The 15,533-nt window shown below is 65.4% G+C and carries 14 protein-coding genes; 9 read left to right on the top strand and 5 right to left on the bottom strand.

All coding sequences use genetic code 11. The features are described from left to right. Positions 1 to 125: 125 nt before the first annotated feature. Positions 126 to 896 carry a bifunctional 2-polyprenyl-6-hydroxyphenol methylase/3-demethylubiquinol 3-O-methyltransferase UbiG gene (gene ubiG, locus IF803_RS40845; protein WP_461195990.1) on the bottom strand — a complete coding sequence of 257 codons (771 nt, stop codon included), beginning with the start codon at positions 894 to 896 and terminating at the stop codon, positions 126 to 128. Positions 897 to 910: 14 nt separating this feature from the next. After that, positions 911 to 1,378, bottom strand: a complete 468-nt coding sequence (locus IF803_RS40840) for a PH domain-containing protein (RefSeq protein WP_016843303.1) — start codon at positions 1,376 to 1,378, stop codon at positions 911 to 913. A 209-nt stretch (positions 1,379 to 1,587) separates the two neighbouring features. On the opposite strand from IF803_RS40840, the gene IF803_RS40835 reads away from it, so the two are divergent. The 3 genes from IF803_RS40835 to prfA all read left to right on the top strand — a co-directional run bounded on the left by IF803_RS40835 (position 1,588) and on the right by prfA (position 6,682). Next, the gene (locus IF803_RS40835) at positions 1,588 to 2,844 is read left to right on the top strand and encodes an aspartate kinase (protein ID WP_028343591.1); all 1,257 of its coding nucleotides are present in this window, start codon (positions 1,588 to 1,590) and stop codon (positions 2,842 to 2,844) included. Between the two features lie 433 nt (positions 2,845 to 3,277). Further along, a complete protein-coding gene (gene ptsP / locus IF803_RS40830; protein ID WP_028343590.1) occupies positions 3,278 to 5,545 on the top strand; it encodes a phosphoenolpyruvate--protein phosphotransferase in 2,268 nt (755 codons plus the stop codon). A 57-nt stretch (positions 5,546 to 5,602) separates the two neighbouring features. Then, entirely contained in the window at positions 5,603 to 6,682 is a 1,080-nt protein-coding gene (gene prfA, locus IF803_RS40825) for a peptide chain release factor 1 (RefSeq protein ID WP_018269196.1), read from the top strand. A gap of 34 nt (positions 6,683 to 6,716) precedes the next feature. Here the strand turns inward: prfA and IF803_RS40820 are convergent, their stop codons facing one another. Continuing rightward, complete coding sequence (locus IF803_RS40820) at positions 6,717 to 7,187, bottom strand: MarR family winged helix-turn-helix transcriptional regulator (protein ID WP_461195989.1); 471 nt, start codon at positions 7,185 to 7,187, stop codon at positions 6,717 to 6,719. A gap of 143 nt (positions 7,188 to 7,330) precedes the next feature. Beyond that, positions 7,331 to 7,771 carry a hypothetical protein gene (locus IF803_RS40815; protein ID WP_461195988.1) on the bottom strand — a complete coding sequence of 147 codons (441 nt, stop codon included), beginning with the start codon at positions 7,769 to 7,771 and terminating at the stop codon, positions 7,331 to 7,333. Between the two features lie 292 nt (positions 7,772 to 8,063). On the opposite strand from IF803_RS40815, the gene IF803_RS40810 reads away from it, so the two are divergent. From IF803_RS40810 to IF803_RS40795, 4 genes are all read left to right on the top strand, one after another. Further along, entirely contained in the window at positions 8,064 to 9,419 is a 1,356-nt protein-coding gene (locus IF803_RS40810; protein WP_461195987.1) for a substrate-binding protein, read from the top strand. Between the two features lie 114 nt (positions 9,420 to 9,533). Next, positions 9,534 to 10,409, top strand: coding sequence for a branched-chain amino acid ABC transporter permease (locus IF803_RS40805; protein WP_461195986.1), 876 nt, complete (start codon positions 9,534 to 9,536; stop codon positions 10,407 to 10,409). A 14-nt stretch (positions 10,410 to 10,423) separates the two neighbouring features. Then, positions 10,424 to 12,277, top strand: coding sequence for a branched-chain amino acid ABC transporter ATP-binding protein/permease (locus IF803_RS40800; RefSeq protein WP_461195985.1), 1,854 nt, complete (start codon positions 10,424 to 10,426; stop codon positions 12,275 to 12,277). Beyond that, positions 12,274 to 12,972: an ABC transporter ATP-binding protein gene (locus IF803_RS40795; protein WP_038387064.1), complete on the top strand. Its 699-nt coding sequence runs from the start codon at positions 12,274 to 12,276 to the stop codon at positions 12,970 to 12,972. Before IF803_RS40800 ends, IF803_RS40795 begins: the two co-directional genes overlap by 4 nt. A 250-nt stretch (positions 12,973 to 13,222) precedes the next feature. Here the strand turns inward: IF803_RS40795 and IF803_RS40790 are convergent, their stop codons facing one another. Then, on the bottom strand, positions 13,223 to 13,648 hold the full coding sequence (locus IF803_RS40790; protein ID WP_461195984.1) for an HIT domain-containing protein: 426 nt from the start codon (positions 13,646 to 13,648) through the stop codon (positions 13,223 to 13,225). 105 nt (positions 13,649 to 13,753) lie between these two features. Between IF803_RS40790 and prmC the strand changes: the two genes are divergently transcribed. Both prmC and IF803_RS40780 read left to right on the top strand, forming a co-directional pair. Further along, positions 13,754 to 14,641, top strand: a complete 888-nt coding sequence (prmC, locus tag IF803_RS40785; protein ID WP_461195983.1) for a peptide chain release factor N(5)-glutamine methyltransferase — start codon at positions 13,754 to 13,756, stop codon at positions 14,639 to 14,641. A gap of 498 nt (positions 14,642 to 15,139) precedes the next feature. After that, positions 15,140 to 15,533: DUF4167 domain-containing protein (locus IF803_RS40780; RefSeq protein ID WP_461195982.1), on the top strand; the 394-nt coding region annotated here is incomplete at its 3' end.

Below are 15,533 nucleotides of genomic sequence, written 5' to 3'. Positions count from 1 at the left end.
TACAACCGAACCCGCCTCAAATGCCTCGGCTACAAGACGCCAATCCAGGCCCTTGCCAATCAAACGGGACCAAACACGAAAGCAGGGACGACACCTATTGTGTGGCCGAGACCATGGTATCTAACTCACACCTCTTCCGCCACCACCATGTAGTTCACGTCCATGTCGGTCGACACGGTCCATTTGTCGGCGAGCGGGTTGTAGACCACGCCGGCCTGCTCGGTGATGGTGAGGTTGACGTCGCCGAGATAGCGCTCGAGCTCGGCGGGGGTGACGAACTTGCTCCACTCGTGGGTGCCGCGCGGCAGCCAGCGCAGCACGTATTCGGCGCCGACGATGATCAGCGCGAAGCTCTTCCAATTGCGGTTGATCGTCGACGCCACCATCAGCCCGCCGGGCTTGAGCATCGCCGTACAACGCTTGATGAAGGCGCCGACGTCGACGACGTGCTCGACCACCTCCATCGCCAGCACGATGTCGAAGCGCTCGCGGGCGTCCATCTCCTCCACCGTGGTGCAGCGGTAGTCGATCGACAGATGGCCCTTGTCGGCGTGCAGCTTCGCGGCAGCGATGTTGGTGGCGGAGGGATCGATCCCGATCACCTGGGCCCCTAACCGCGTGAACGGCTCGCAGAGCAGGCCGGCGCCGCAGCCGATGTCGAGCAGGCGCAGGCCGGACAGGCAGCTGAGGCTCTTGGCGTTGCGCTCGAACTTGCGACAGGCGGCGTCGCGGATATAGGTCAGGCGCAGCGGGTTGATCTTGTGCAGCGGCGCCATCTTGCCGCGCGGATCCCACCATTCATCGGACAGTTTCGAGAATTTCGCGACCTCGGCCGGATCGACCGAGCTGGCGGAGGCATTGGCGGAGAAACCGGAAAGCGTTGATTGCGTGGCCATGATTGCGCGCGCCCCTATCGCGCGGTGATCGAATTGCGGAACGACAGCGGCGCGGCGATGGTCCTGATGGTCTCGATGCCCTCGCCGACGCCGCGGATGGTGACGTCGCCATAATTGAGCAGGCGTCCCATGATGCTCTGGTTGACGTCGACGCTCTCGACCTTGTCGAGGCTCATCTCGAAGGTGCGCCGCTTGATGAAGCCGCTCTTGTGCACCACGCGGAAATTGGTGACGTCGGTTTCGGTGGTCCAGCGGTGGAACCAGGCCGCGGCGGTCCAGTACAGCGCCGCGACCGCGACCACGGCGGCGGCCGCCAGGCAGGCCATCACGAGGCCGTCGACCGTCGTCATCCGCGACAGGATCAAGAGCGCCAGCACCACGATCCAGGCCCCGATCGCCGGCAAATAGAACATCCAGTGCGCATTGGTGGAATACAGCACCTTCTCGCCAGGCTGCAGGATCTCGTCGATATAACGTCCCATCCAATCCGCCTTCGAGTTGTCCCGTGTTACCCGTGCGCCACAACCCGCCCGCAACCGGTCAAAACACCCCCAAAAGACACTCGAGGGCCCCCTACCTACCGGCTTGCCCCCGGGCGCGGCGCTATGTATACGCGCGTTTCGGTCCCCGCGCTTGCGGTTTTCGGCGTGGGTTAACCTACTTATCCTCTTAAAGGAATAGACGCGTCGTCATGGGCCGCCTCGTGATGAAATTCGGCGGTACGTCCGTCGCCAATATCGATCGTATCCGCAACGTCGCGCAGCATGTGAAGCGCGAGGTCGACGCGGGCCACGAGGTCGCCGTCGTCGTCTCCGCGATGTCCGGCAAGACCAATGAGCTGGTGGCCTGGTGCACCGATGCCTCGCCGATGCACGACGCGCGCGAATATGACGCGGTGGTCGCCTCCGGCGAACAGGTCACCTCGGGCCTGCTTGCGATCGTGCTGCAGGGCATCGGCATCCAGGCGCGCTCCTGGCAGGGCTGGCAGATCCCGATCAAGACCTCGGAGGCGCACGCTTCGGCGCGCATCCTCGATATCGACGGCACCGAGATCATCACCCGCTTCAAGGAGCGCAAGGAAGTCGCCGTGATCGCAGGCTTCCAGGGCATCAATCCCGACACCGGCCGCATCACCACGCTCGGCCGCGGCGGCTCGGACACCTCGGCGGTGGCGATCGCGGCCGCGCTGCGCGCCGACCGCTGCGACATCTACACCGACGTCGACGGCGTCTACACCACCGATCCCCGCGTGGTGCCGAAGGCGCGCCGGCTCGACAAGATCGCCTTCGAGGACATGCTGGAACTGGCCTCGCAGGGCGCCAAGGTGCTGCAGGTTCGCTCGGTGGAACTCGGCATGGTGCACAACATGCCGATCTTCGTGCGCTCCAGCTTCGACAAGCCAGAGGATATCGACCCGCACGCCAACCAGCCGCCGGGCACGCTGATCTGCAGCGAGGAGGAAATCATGGAAATGCACGTCGTCACCGGCATCGCCTTCTCCAAGGACGAAGCCCAGATTTCCGTGCGCCAGATCGAGGACAAGCCCGGCATCGCCGCCGCGATCTTCGGGCCGCTCGCGGACGCCAGTATCAATGTCGACATGATCGTGCAGAACGTGTCCGAGGACGGCAAGACCACCGACCTCACCTTCACCGTTCCGGCCAGCGACTATAACCGCGCCAAGGATACGATTACCGCCGCCAAGGCCAAGATCGGCTACGCCAGGCTCGATACCGCGACCGACGTCGCCAAGGTCTCGGTGATCGGCAGCGGCATGCGCAGCCATGCCGGCGTCGCGGCCAAGGCGTTCAAGGCGCTGGCCGACCGCAACATCAACATCCGCGCCATCACCACCTCCGAGATCAAGTTCTCGGTCCTGATCGACGCCGCCTACACCGAACTCGCGGTCCGCACGCTGCACACGCTGTACGGCCTGGACCAGGCGTAGGCGCGACCAGCAGGGGCGGGGCTCGCTCCGCTGTCATTCCGGGGCGATGCGACAGCATCAACCCCAATTCGCAATTGCGAATTGTGGAATCTCGAGGTTCGCCGCTTCGCGGCGCCCCGGAACGACGAGACCGAGCATTGGCCGTGCTCCCCAGCCCCGCCCGGAGTTAGAATTTCTCTTAGCGGGCGCAGCATTGGGCTGACGCAGACGTTATTTGCTACTGGCAGGCGTTTTGCTTGGCAATGCAAGCCTCGATTGGGTATACGGCCAGTCAGGTAGGCTGTCGCAAACTGTGGCACAGTTTCGGTGATCGCGAATCGGCGGGAACTGGCGAGCAGCGACACCGAATGACTAAAATTGTTGTTTTTGACGAGTTTTACGCCAGCGGCCGGCCGCACCGGTGCGCCGGCTTCGTGGGGAGGGACTGAAACACATGCGGAGCGCGTCGGGAGGCCCCCGCATCCTGTTGAGACGGCTTCGCGAGACCATGGCGGAGCAAGTCTCCGCCCAGGAGCGGCTCGACAAGATCGTGGTGCTGATCGCGGCCAACATGGTGGCCGAGGTCTGCTCCTGCTACGTGCTGCGCATCGACAACACCCTCGAGCTCTATGCCACCGAAGGTCTGAACCGCGACGCCGTCCACCGCACCGTGATGAGCGCGCATGAAGGCCTGGTCGGCCTCGTCGCCAGCGAGGCGACGCCGCTCAATCTGTCCGACGCGCAAAGCCATCCGGCCTTCGCCTACCGCCCGGAGACCGGCGAAGAGGCCTACCACTCGTTCCTCGGCGTGCCGATCCTGCGCGCCGGCAACACGCTCGGCGTGCTCGTGGTGCAGAACCGCGCCAAGCGCACCTATGTCGAGGAAGAGGTCGAGGCGCTGCAGACCACCGCCATGGTGCTGGCGGAGATGATCGCCTCCGGCGAGCTTGCCGCGCTGGCGCAGCCCGGCGCCGAGCCCGCCGCGCGGCACTCGCTGCACAAGACCGGTGCGGTGCTCTCCGACGGCATCGCGCTCGGCCATGTCGTGCTGCACGAGCCGCGTGTCGTGATCACCAACTATATCGCCGAGGACCTGCCGAAGGAGATCAAGCGGCTCGACACTGCGCTCGCCAATTTGCGCGCCGATCTCGACCGCATGCTGGAGCGCGGCGACGTCGCCGACGGCGGCGAGCACCGCGAGGTGCTGGAAGCCTACCGCATGTTCGCCAACGACCAGGGCTGGTCGCACAAGCTGCATGAGGCGGTCGCCACCGGCCTTACCGCCGAAGCCGCCGTCGAGCGCGTGCAGTCCGACACCCGCGCGCGCATGCTGCGCTCGACCGATCCCTATCTGCGCGACCGCCTGCACGACCTCGAGGATCTCGGCCATCGCCTGATGCGGCAGCTGGTCGGCCAGGACCATGCGCCCTCGCGCGAGCAGCTGCCCGACAATGCCATCCTGATCGCCCGCGCGATGGGCCCCGCAGCGCTGCTCGACTATGACCGCAAGCGGCTGCGCGGCCTGGTGCTGGAGGAAGGCACCGCGAATTCCCACGTCTCGATCGTGGCGCGCGCGCTCGGCATTCCCGCGGTCGGCGAGGTACCGAACGCGCCCGGCATCGCCGATCCGGGCGATGCCATCATCGTCGACGGCATTTCCGGCGAGATCTATGTCCGCCCCTCGACCGAGATCGAATCCGCCTATGCCGAGCGCGTCCGGTTCCGGGCGCGGCGGCAGGCGCAATATTCGGCGCTGCGCGACAAGGCCTGCGTGACCAAGGACGGCCAGCCGATCGAGCTTTTGATCAATGCCGGCCTGACCATCGACCTGCCGCATATCGACGACACCGGCAGCGCCGGCATCGGCCTGTTCCGCACCGAATTGCAGTTCATGGTGAGCCCGAACCTGCCGCGCTCGAGCGACCAGCTCGCGCTGTACCGCACCGTGCTCGACGCCGCGGGCTCTAAGCCCGTCACCTTCCGCACCCTCGACATCGGCGGCGACAAGGCGCTGCCCTATATGGAGACCGTGATCGAGGAAAATCCCGCGCTCGGCTGGCGCGCGATCCGGCTCGGCCTCGACCGTCCCGGTCTGCTGCGCGGCCAGATCCGCGCGCTGCTGCGTGCCGGCGGCGGCCGCGCGCTGAAGATCATGTTCCCGATGATCTCCGACATCGCGGAGTTCGACCAGGCCAAGGCGATCGTCGAGCGCGAGCTGACCTATCTGCGCCAGCACGGCCATTCGCTGCCCGAGCGGATCGATATCGGCACCATGGTCGAGGTGCCGGCGCTGCTCTACCAGCTCGACGAGCTGCTGAAGAAGGTCGACTTCGTCTCGGTCGGCTCCAACGACCTGTTCCAGTTCCTGTTTGCGGTCGACCGCGGCAATGCCAAGGTTTCCGAACGCTTCGACATTTTGTCGGCGCCGATCCTGCGCGCGCTGCGCGACATCGTGCGCAAGGCCAAGGCGGCAAAGAAGGCCGCCTCGCTGTGCGGCGAGATGGCGTCGAAGCCGATCGGCGCGCTGGCGCTGATCGCAATCGGCTACCGTTCGCTTTCATTGTCGGCAACCGCGCACGGCCCGGTCAAGGCGCTGATCCTCGACCTCGATGCCAAGAAGGCCGAGGCGATGATCAATCCGCTGCTGGATGCGCCGGTCGGCAGCGTCTCGATCCGCGCGGCGCTGACGAAGTTTGCGGAAACCGAGGGGCTGGCCTTGTAGCGACGCTGCCGTCGCCGCTGCCGCCCTTCCGTACCTTCCGCAATTCGAGATACCGCCATGCTACCCGAAGCCAAACTCGACGTCCTGCTCGCCCATCATGCCTCGCTCGAGGCCGAGCTGCTCGGCGAGGTCAAGTCCGAGCGCTATGTGCAGATCACGCGCGAGCTCGCCGAGCTCAATCCGCTGATCGACGCGGTGAAGCTCTATCGTTCTGCGCGTAGCGAACTCGCCGACACCGAGGCGATGCTGGCGGATGCCGGGACCGACGCCGAGATGCGCAGCATGGCGGAAGCCGAGCTGGAAACGCTGCAGGCGCGGCTCGGCGAGCTCGAGCAGCAGATCCGGATCGCGCTGTTGCCGAAGGACGCGATGGACGACCGCAACGTGATGCTGGAAATCCGCGCCGGCACCGGCGGCGACGAGGCCTCGCTGTTCGCCGGCGACCTGTTCCGGATGTATGAACGCTTCGCGTCCTTGCAGGGCTGGAAGGTCGAGGTGATTTCGGCGAGCGAAGGCACCGTCGGCGGCTACAAGGAAATCATCGCCGAGGTGCAGGGCCGCGGCGCATTCGCCAAGCTGAAATTCGAATCCGGCGTGCACCGCGTGCAGCGCGTGCCCGACACCGAGACGCAGGGCCGCATCCACACCTCGGCCGCCACGGTCGCCGTGCTGCCCGAGGTCGAGGACGTCGACGTCGATATCAAGGACACCGATTTGAGGATCGAGACCATGCGCGCGGGCGGCGCCGGCGGCCAGCACGTCAACAAGACCGAATCGGCGATCCGCATCACCCATCTGCCGACCGGGATCGTCGTGATGATGCAGGACAGCCGCTCGCAGCACAAGAACCGGGCGTCGGCGATGAACATCCTGCGCTCGCGCATCTACGATGCCGAGCGCCAGCGCGTCGAGGCCGCGCGCTCCGCCGACCGCAAGGAGAAGGTCGGCTCCGGCGACCGCTCGGAGCGCATCCGCACCTATAATTTCCCGCAAGGGCGAGTCACCGACCACCGCATCAACCTGACGCTCTACAAGCTGCCGCAGGTGATCGCGGGCGAAGCGCTCGGCGAATTGATCGACGCGCTGACCACCGAGCACCAGGCGGCGCAGCTCGCCGCGCAGGGCGCCGCGGCCTGACGCGCGCCGCCGCTTGCGCCGGCGGATGCTACGCTCAGTCCTCTCCGGAAGACGGCGAAGACTTCAACAAGCGGCGCAGCGCCGGGCTCGCGACGCGGCGGAGCTCCTCGATGTTCTTCTTCGAAACGGACTGGAGCTTCTGCTCGCCCTTTGCCGTCAGCTTGAGCTGAACCCGCCGCGCGTCGTCGGGATCGGCAAGGCGGCTGACCAGCCCGAGCTTTGCCATGCGGTTCATCAGCTCGACGGCGGAGTGATGCCGGATCAGCAGAAACCGCGCGATGTCGCCGACGGTCGGCGGACCGGGGTCGACGAAACCCTTGATGCCGAGCAGCGCCTGATGCTGCCGCGGCGTCATTCCGGCCTTCCGGGCCCCCTCCTCGCTGAATGCGAGAAACCTCCGCAACTCGTAGCGAAACTGCGCCAGCGCCCGGTAGTCCACCGTCGCGGCCGCCGCCTTGCGTTTCGTTGCGCCGGCTGGCGCTCGTCGTTGCTTTGGTTGCGGCATTCGATCGTCCTGCTGCTGGCTCGCTCCGCCGGACGGCAGACGCTGCGCAACGCTATCAAGGCCGCGCCAGACGCACCATACTACCGGTCATCCTTCCACCCATGTTTTGAACGGTTTGACGATCGAGCGGGGCCGGGGCAAGCTCAGGGCTGCGGCCAGCGATCGTAGGTCGAGCTCAATATCTTCAGCAGCACGATCTGGAAGGCGACCGGAATCCGCGGGCTTCTGCGGCGAATGGATTTCTCCAGCGCCTCGGTGATCTCGCTCTTGGTGAGATGCCCGGCCGAGGCCCGCGCGACCAGATCGCCCCAGACCTCCGACAACGACTTGCCGGTGTGATGCGGAGACGGGATCGTTATTCCGCGCGTCTCGGCCCAATCAATGATCTCGCGCATGGTTTGCCGTCCGCAATTTCGCGCCGTCGCGAGATGGCGCGCGGTGAGCAGGCGCAGCAGATCGTCCGACGGCGTCCAGCCCACCTTCGGCGGCACTTCGTCGAGCAGCTCGACCGCCAGCTCCTTCAGGACGTTGATCGCGCGGATGCTCAGGCTGCCCGATTGCTCGGCGCCACCGTGTTCGGTCACGGCGTGCTCTCCGGCATTTCCGGTGCGACTTGAGGGCTCCTGGATCATCGCTCCCTCACTTACAGGACCCGCACCCGGTCGGTAAACCCTCGATACATCGTAGAACGATATTATTTCTATCGTAGGCCGATATGATTCGACGAAAGGTGACATTGACTAAATATGCCGGTGAGGAATTGTAGCTGTGACAGGCTGCTCGATTGCAGCCGGCGCATCGTGCCGCCGATCGATCCGATCCGGCGACGAGTGAACATGCGCGGCAACAATCAATATAATTGGAGGATACTGAGCGATGAGCACCAAGGATTTTCGGCCGGGCAGCGCCCTGAACGTTTCGCGCCGCACTTTGCTGCAAGCCGGCGCGGGCCTGATCGGCGGCACCGTGCTGCCGGCTTCGATCGCATCGCGGGCATTCGCCGAGGACCATCCGGCAATCGGAACCTATCCCGCGGGCACGTCGGGCTCTTCGGCCTTCATCGGCATCTCGGTGCCGCGCACCGGCACCTATGCGGTGCAGGGCGAGGATGAACTCAAGGGCTACCAGCTCGCGATCGAGCACATCAACAGCGGCCACGAGCTGATCAAGAAGATCTCGCCGAAGACCAGCAAGGGCGTGCTCGGCAAGGAACTGAAGTTCGGCGTCGCCGATTCCGCGGCGAAGCCGAACGAGGCCGTGCAGGCACAGCAGCGCTTCATCTCCGAGAACAAGGCGGTGATGATCACCGGCGGCACGTCGAGCGCGGTCGCCGTGGCACTGAACAAGCTGGCGCAGCGCGAGAAGGTGATCTTCGTCTGCGGCATTTCCGGCTCCAACGACACCACCGGCAAGGATTGCGTGCGCTACGGCTTCCGCCAGAACTTCTTCGGCCAGACCGCCGCGGCGGCGATCGCGCCGGTGCTGATCAAGCAGTTCGGCAAGAACAAGAAGGCCGCCTACCTCACGCCCGACTACACCTACGGCCACACCGTCACCAAGTCGATGCAGGACTACCTCGCCCAGGCGGGCTGGACCACCGTCACCAACCAGGTCTCGCCGCTCGGCGCGCCGGACTATTCGTCCTATCTGCTCAACGTCGCGAATTCCGGCGCCGACGTGCTGATCAACGTCAACTGGGGTCACGACGCCGTGCTGTCGACGCAGCAGGCCAAGCAGTTCGGCGTGCTCGACAAGATGAAGCTCGTGGTGCCCTACCAGGTGCCGTTCATCGCCCGCGAGACCGGCGGCCTGATGCAGGGCGTCTACGCCGCGACCGATTATTGGTGGACCATCGAGGACAAGTATCCGCTGGCCAAGATGTTCAACGAGGCCTTCGAGAAGAAGTACGGCTACAAGCCGGAATGGGGCGCGGAGAACGCCTATGTCAGCTTCGCGCACTGGGCGCGCATGGTCGAGGAAGCCGGCAGCCTCTATCCGCCCGACGTCATCAAGGCCTATGAGAAGGGCGAGACGCTGCCTTCGCTGGTCGGCGACGTCCACTATCGCCCCGAGGATCACCAGTGCGTCCGCCCCGTCGTCATCGTCCGCGGCAAGATGGAAAAGGAGATGAAGAACAAGGAGGACTATTACGAGGTGATCGAGATCGTCTCCGGCGACGGCTTGATGCAGAAGCCGGATGCGTTCGGCTGCCATCTCGGCGACTACACCTGATTAACGTGGGAAGACTCGGCGCCGTGGGCGGGGCGACCCGGCCCGCGGCGCCGCTTTTCTCGGAACGCATCCTCCATCGACCGGGCCAGATATACGGCTGAGTGAACGCGCGCCATGATCAACTGGCCAAATTTCGTCTCGCAACTTTTCAACGGGCTGGCGCTCGGCGCGCTGCTTGCGCTGATCAGCTCCGGGCTGACGATCATCTATGGCACGCTCGGGGTGCTCAACCTCGCCCACGGCGCCATGTTCATGATCGGCGGCTACGCCGGATATGTGGCCTATTCCTACACCGGCTCGTTCATCCTCGCCGTCATCGCCGGATCGCTGTTCGTGATGCTGCTCGGCGTCACGATGGAGCGGATCATCATCCGCCATTTCTACCATCGCCCGCATGAGGACCAGCTGCTGGTCACGTTCGGCCTCGGCATCTGCTTCGTCGAGATCGTGCGGCTGATCTTCACCAGCCAGTCGCAGGTGGTGCCGCCGCCGGCGCTGCTGCAGGGCATCACCTCGCTCGGCTTCCTGTTCTACCCGACCTACCGGCTCGCGGTGGTCGGCATCGTCGCGGTCGCGCTCGGCGCGCTGTTCCTGATCCTGTACCGCACGCGGCTCGGCATGATCGTGCGCGCCGGCATCGAGGATTCGGTGATGGTCGATTCGCTTGGCATCAACGTCTACCGCGTCTTCATGATCGTGTTCGGCATCGGCGCGATGGCCGCGGGCTTCGCCGGCATCATCAATGCGCCGGTGGTGTCGCTCACGCCGGGTGTCGGCGACGACATCCTGGTCGAAACCTTCGTGGTGGTGGTGATCGGCGGCGTCGGCTCGTTTCCCGGCGCCATCCTCGGCGGACTGATCGCCGGCGAGATCATCAGCATCACCTCGATGTTCAACCCCGGTTACGCCTACGTCATGCTGTTCGCGGCGATGACGCTCGTGCTGGTGCTCAGACCGCATGGCCTGCTCGGCACGCAGGGCCGCGAATGACGACGGATATTTAGATGCTTAAACAGCGCCCATACCTGATCGAATTCCTGACCGCCGCCGGCCTGATCGTCGCGCCCTTCGTGCTGCCGTGGCTCGGCTTCGCGCCCAACACGGTGAACCGGATCCTGGTCTGGGGCCTGTTCGGCCTCGGCTTCGACATCCTGTTCGGCTTCACCGGCCTGCTGTCGTTCGGCCAGTCGGCCTTTTACGGCACCGGCGGCTTCGTCGCCGCCTATCTGCTGACGCGCGCCGGCTTTCCCTACGTCGTGCTCGCGCTCGTCATCGGCATGGTCGCGGCCGCCGCCACCGGCTATCTGATCGGCCTGATCGCGCTGCGCCGCACCGGCATCTATTTCGCGATGATCACGGTGGCGATCGCCGAGGTGTTCTTCTTCGTCGAGTTCAATCCGCTGTCGGACTTCACCGGCGGCGAGAACGGGCTGCCGGGCGTGCCGACCCCGAGCTTCAATCTCGGCTTCACCACCCTGCACTTCACCACCGGCTGGTCGCTCTACCAGTTCCTGGCACTGTGCTACTTCATCGGCGTCGTGATCGCGCTGCGCATCGTGCGCTCGCCGGTTGGCGCCGTGTTCAGCGCGATCCGCGACAATCCGCTGCGCGCGACCGCGGTCGGCCACAACATCCACGGCTACAAGCTGACCGCCTTCGTGATCGCCGCCGCCTATGCCGGCTTTGCCGGCGGGCTGCTCGGCGTGCTGCAGGCCTTCATGCCGCCCGACGCGTTCACCTTCGACACGTCGGGGCAGCTCGTGATGCAGACCGCGATCGGCGGCCGCGGCACGCTGTTCGGGCCGCTGGTCGGCGCCGCGGTGTGGCTGTCGTTGCAGGACTTCCTGCAGGCGGCGCTCGGGCTCGGCGCGGCCTGGAAGCTCGTGCTCGGCATCGTGTTCGTGCTGCTGGTGTGCTTCCTGCGCCGCGGCATCATCGGCGGCCTCGCCGATCTCTACCGTCTCCTGACCGGACAGCGCGGCGCCAAGGAGCCGGACGAGAGCGTACCCGAGGTCGTCCCCATGGCAAGCGACCGGCACGCCACAGCGCCCGCGCCGAAGCCGGCAGCGCCCCGTGCCGGCGGCAATCGGTCCGGCCCGATCCTCCAGGCCAGGGGCCTGACCAAGCGCTATGGCGGCCTGCTCGCCAACAGCGACATCGACTTCACCGTCAATCACGGTGAGCTGCGCGGCATCATCGGCCCGAACGGCGCCGGCAAGTCGACCTTCTTCAAGATGCTGACCTGCGAGGTGCATCCGACCTCGGGCACCATCCTGTTCGAGGGCCGCGACATCACCGGCATGAATGTCACCGACGTCTGCCAGCTCGGCCTGACCAAGAGCTACCAGGTCAACCAGCTGTTTGCCGGGCTGACAGTGCGCGAGAATTTGGTGATCGCGGCGTTGTCGGCGCTGCGCGGCAAGTTCAAGCTCGACCTGTTTCGCAGCATCGACAGCATCCCCGGCCTGTCCGAGCGCGTGCAGCAGACGCTCGAGCTGGTCAATCTCACGTCCAGGCCGGATACGCCGGTGTCCGAGCTCGCCTATGGCGAGAAGCGGCGGCTGGAGATCGGGCTGGCGCTGGCGACGTCGCCGAGCCTGTTGCTGCTCGACGAGCCACTCGCCGGCATGAGCCCGCGCGAGCGCGTCGAGACCGTCAAGCTGTTGAAGTCGATCAGCCAAGGCCGCACCATGATCATCATCGATCACGACATGGATGCGCTGTTCGAGCTCGCCGAGCGCGTCACCGTGCTGCAGGAAGGCCGCGTGCTGGTCGAGGGAACGCCGGAAGAGATCAAGAACAATTCGACCGTCCAGGAGGCCTATCTTGGCGGCGTGCATGGAGTGCTCGCCGCATGAGCCTGCTCGAGGTCAACGGACTGAACAGCTATTACGGGGATTCCCACATCCTGTTCGACGTCTCGATGCGCGTCGAGCGCAACGAGGTGGTGGCGCTGCTCGGCCGCAACGGCGCCGGCAAGAGCACGACGCTGAAGAGCCTGATGGGCGTCGTCACCCCGCGCCGCGGCTCGGTGATGTTCGACGGCGTCGAGATCTCCGGCCGGAAGAGCCACAAGATCGCGCAGGCCGGCATGCAGCTGGTCCATGAGGAGCGCCGTATCTTCGGCAGCCTGAGCGTCGAGGAGAACCTCGTGATCGCCGGCCTGACCGCCTCGCAGCGCTGGCCACTCGACCGCATCTACGAGATGTTTCCGCGGCTTCGCGAGCGGCGGAGCAACCGCGGCACCGACCTGTCGGGCGGCGAGCAGCAGATGCTGGCGATCGCGCGCGCCTTGGTGCGCGATCCCAAGATCATCCTGCTCGACGAGCCGTTCGAGGGCCTGGCGCCGGTGATTGTGCGCGACCTGATGAAGGCGTGCCGCGATCTGGCCGAGGCCGGACAGACCATCGTGCTGGTGGAGCAGAACCTCGCCGCGACGCTCGCGCTGGCGCAGCGCATCTACATCATCAACAACGGGCACATCGTCCATGAGGGGCCGGCGCAGGAGATCAAGGCGCAGCCCGACGTCCTGCAGCGCTATCTCGGGGTTTAACCCGCTAATTCGTGATGAAGCCAGGGCGAATAGATCTCGCCGCACGCTCACTGCACCTCTCCCGCTTGCGGGGTCGAGACGAGCGAAGCTCGCTCTTAGGTCGCATCGCATCGAAGATGCGATGCGGGTGGGGGCTCTCTCCACAATGCGACTCGCGGAGAGAGCCCCCACCCCAACCCTCCCCCGCAAGCGGGAGAGGGAGCGCGCCGCCGTTGCGACTGCTTTTAGCGCTAACCCTTCAGACTCCAGCTCAGTCTGCCAGCGCCGCGATCATGCGCTTGGCGTGATCTGCTAGCACATCCATCTCCGCCTTGACGGTCTGCGCGGGCAGCAGCGCGACGCCGGCCTTCACCGGCATCACATGCATGTGCAGGTGAAACACCACCTGGCCGCTGGCGGGCTCGCTGAACTGCTGGATGATGATGCCGTCGGCGGCAAACGCCTTCATCGCGGCGATGGCGATGCGCTTGGCCGACCGCGCCACCGCGGCGAGGTCGTCTTCCGCGATGTCGAGGATTCCGCGCGCAGCCGCCTTCGGAATCACCAGGGTATGTCCCGGCGATCGCGGCATGATGTCGAGAAAGGCAAAGGTCCGGTCGGTCTCGTAGACCTTGAAGCTCGGGACCTCGCCGCGCAGGATCCTGGCGAAGATGTTCTGGTCGTCATAGCACGTCATGGTCGCGCGTTCCGGATCGATGGGTTGAGATTTCGACCGTGCGCGCCGGCCGCACGGGGCGCAAGCCATATCGACGCCGCATCGACCATCGGCTAACAACGCGCGATGAACGAACCCGCAGGACATGGCCAGACCGTCGAGCGTATCAGGCGCAGCCTCGCCGCGCGGCTCAAGGCGGCCGGCAGCGACGCCGCCGAGCTCGATGCGCGACTGCTGGTCGGCGCCGCGCTGGGGCTCGATCTGACCGGCATGGTCACCGGCGCCAAACGCGCGCTGACGAGGGACGAGGCGGATCACCTCGAGCGCCTCGCGCAGCGCCGCCTCGCCGGTGAACCGGTCGCGCGCATCCTCGGCGTCAAGGAGTTCTGGGGACTGCCGCTGCATCTGTCCGCCGCAACGCTGGTGCCGCGCCCGGACACCGAGACGGTGGTCGAGCGCGCACTCGAACTGCTGCGCGCCGATGGCGTGGCCGAGCGCGCACTGCGGATCGCCGATCTCGGCACCGGTTCTGGCGCGATCCTGCTGGCGCTGCTCTCGGAACTGCCGAACGCGCATGGCTTCGCCACCGACATCTCCGCGGAGGCGCTGCAGACCGCGAGGCGCAACGCCGCCGAGCTCGGACTTAGCCAGCGCGCGACATGGATCGAGTGCGACTACGGCAGCGGGCTGGCCGGCGCGTTCGAGCTGATCGTGTCCAACCCGCCCTACATCCCCTCGGCCGAGATCGCCGGGCTCGACATCGAGGTGCGCGCGCATGATCCGCGCGCGGCGCTCGACGGCGGTGCCGACGGGCTCGACGCCTACCGCGCGCTGATTTCGCAATCTGCGGGTCTTTTGACCTCAGGAGGATTTCTGGTTGTGGAGGTCGGACAGGGTCAGAGCGACGACGTTGAAGCGCTGATGACGGCGTCCGGCTTATCCCCAACGGGGCCGCCAAAAGCCGATCTGGGGGGCATCCCGAGGGCCGTTTCCGCCCGCCGGCTGCCCCGATAAAGTCCTATTGGAACGAAAAAAAACCTCTTGGATTATCCCCCGGGAACGACTACGTTCCGGGCACAACATCGGTGCTGGCCCCGTAATCCGTTACGGGTGATGACCAGGGTTCAGCAGAGCCCGCCGATCGAAAGGTTCCAGGAACGCAGGTCACATAGAGCGCAATAGCCGAAGCTGTGCTGCTCTCGACCGCCAAGCGAACGAAAGCCTGTTATTGCGCTTGAAGACTTACGCACGAGAACTGAGCCTGTCTCAACGGGCGGAATGATTTGGTCGCTGGCGCGATTGCCGGCGGTTGGGGAACGCGTCTTTGCTGCACGCGACTTTGCTGAACGAGATGGTCGGCGACATCGAAACCACTTCGAACGGTATTGCGATTCCGTGTGCCTAGTCGCGCGCCGAATCGGACTCTGGGAATTCGGACTTCTGAGAAATCGGACTGCTGAGAAATCGGACTGTGGACTGCAATAACTTCAGGGCTGGAATAAAAGGCGACAGATGAGAAACGGTCAGAACAACAAGCGGATGCGCAACCGGAATAACAACAACAATAACAACAACAATAACCGGCGCGGCCAGAATCCCCTGACACGGGTGTACGAATCGAACGGACCCGACATCAAGATCCGCGGCACGGCCTCCCACGTGGCCGAGAAATACGTTCAGCTTGCGCGCGATGCGCGCTCCTCCGGCGATCCGGTGGCGGCTGAAAACTACTACCAGCATGCTGAGCACTACTACCGGATCATCGCGGCCGCACAGGAGCAGTTCCGGCAGAACCAGCAGCCGCCGCGCCCCGACGCCGAGGTCACCCCGACCGAAGACGGCGACGACGACAGCGACGGCTATTCGAGCTTCGGCCAGGAGCCGGGCTTCGTGCCGCAGCAGCAGC

It is taken from the genome of Bradyrhizobium sp. UFLA06-06 (assembly GCF_054820065.1).
The sequence above is the reverse complement of the archived record's forward strand: the minus strand, read 5'-3'. Positions and strand labels throughout refer to the sequence as shown.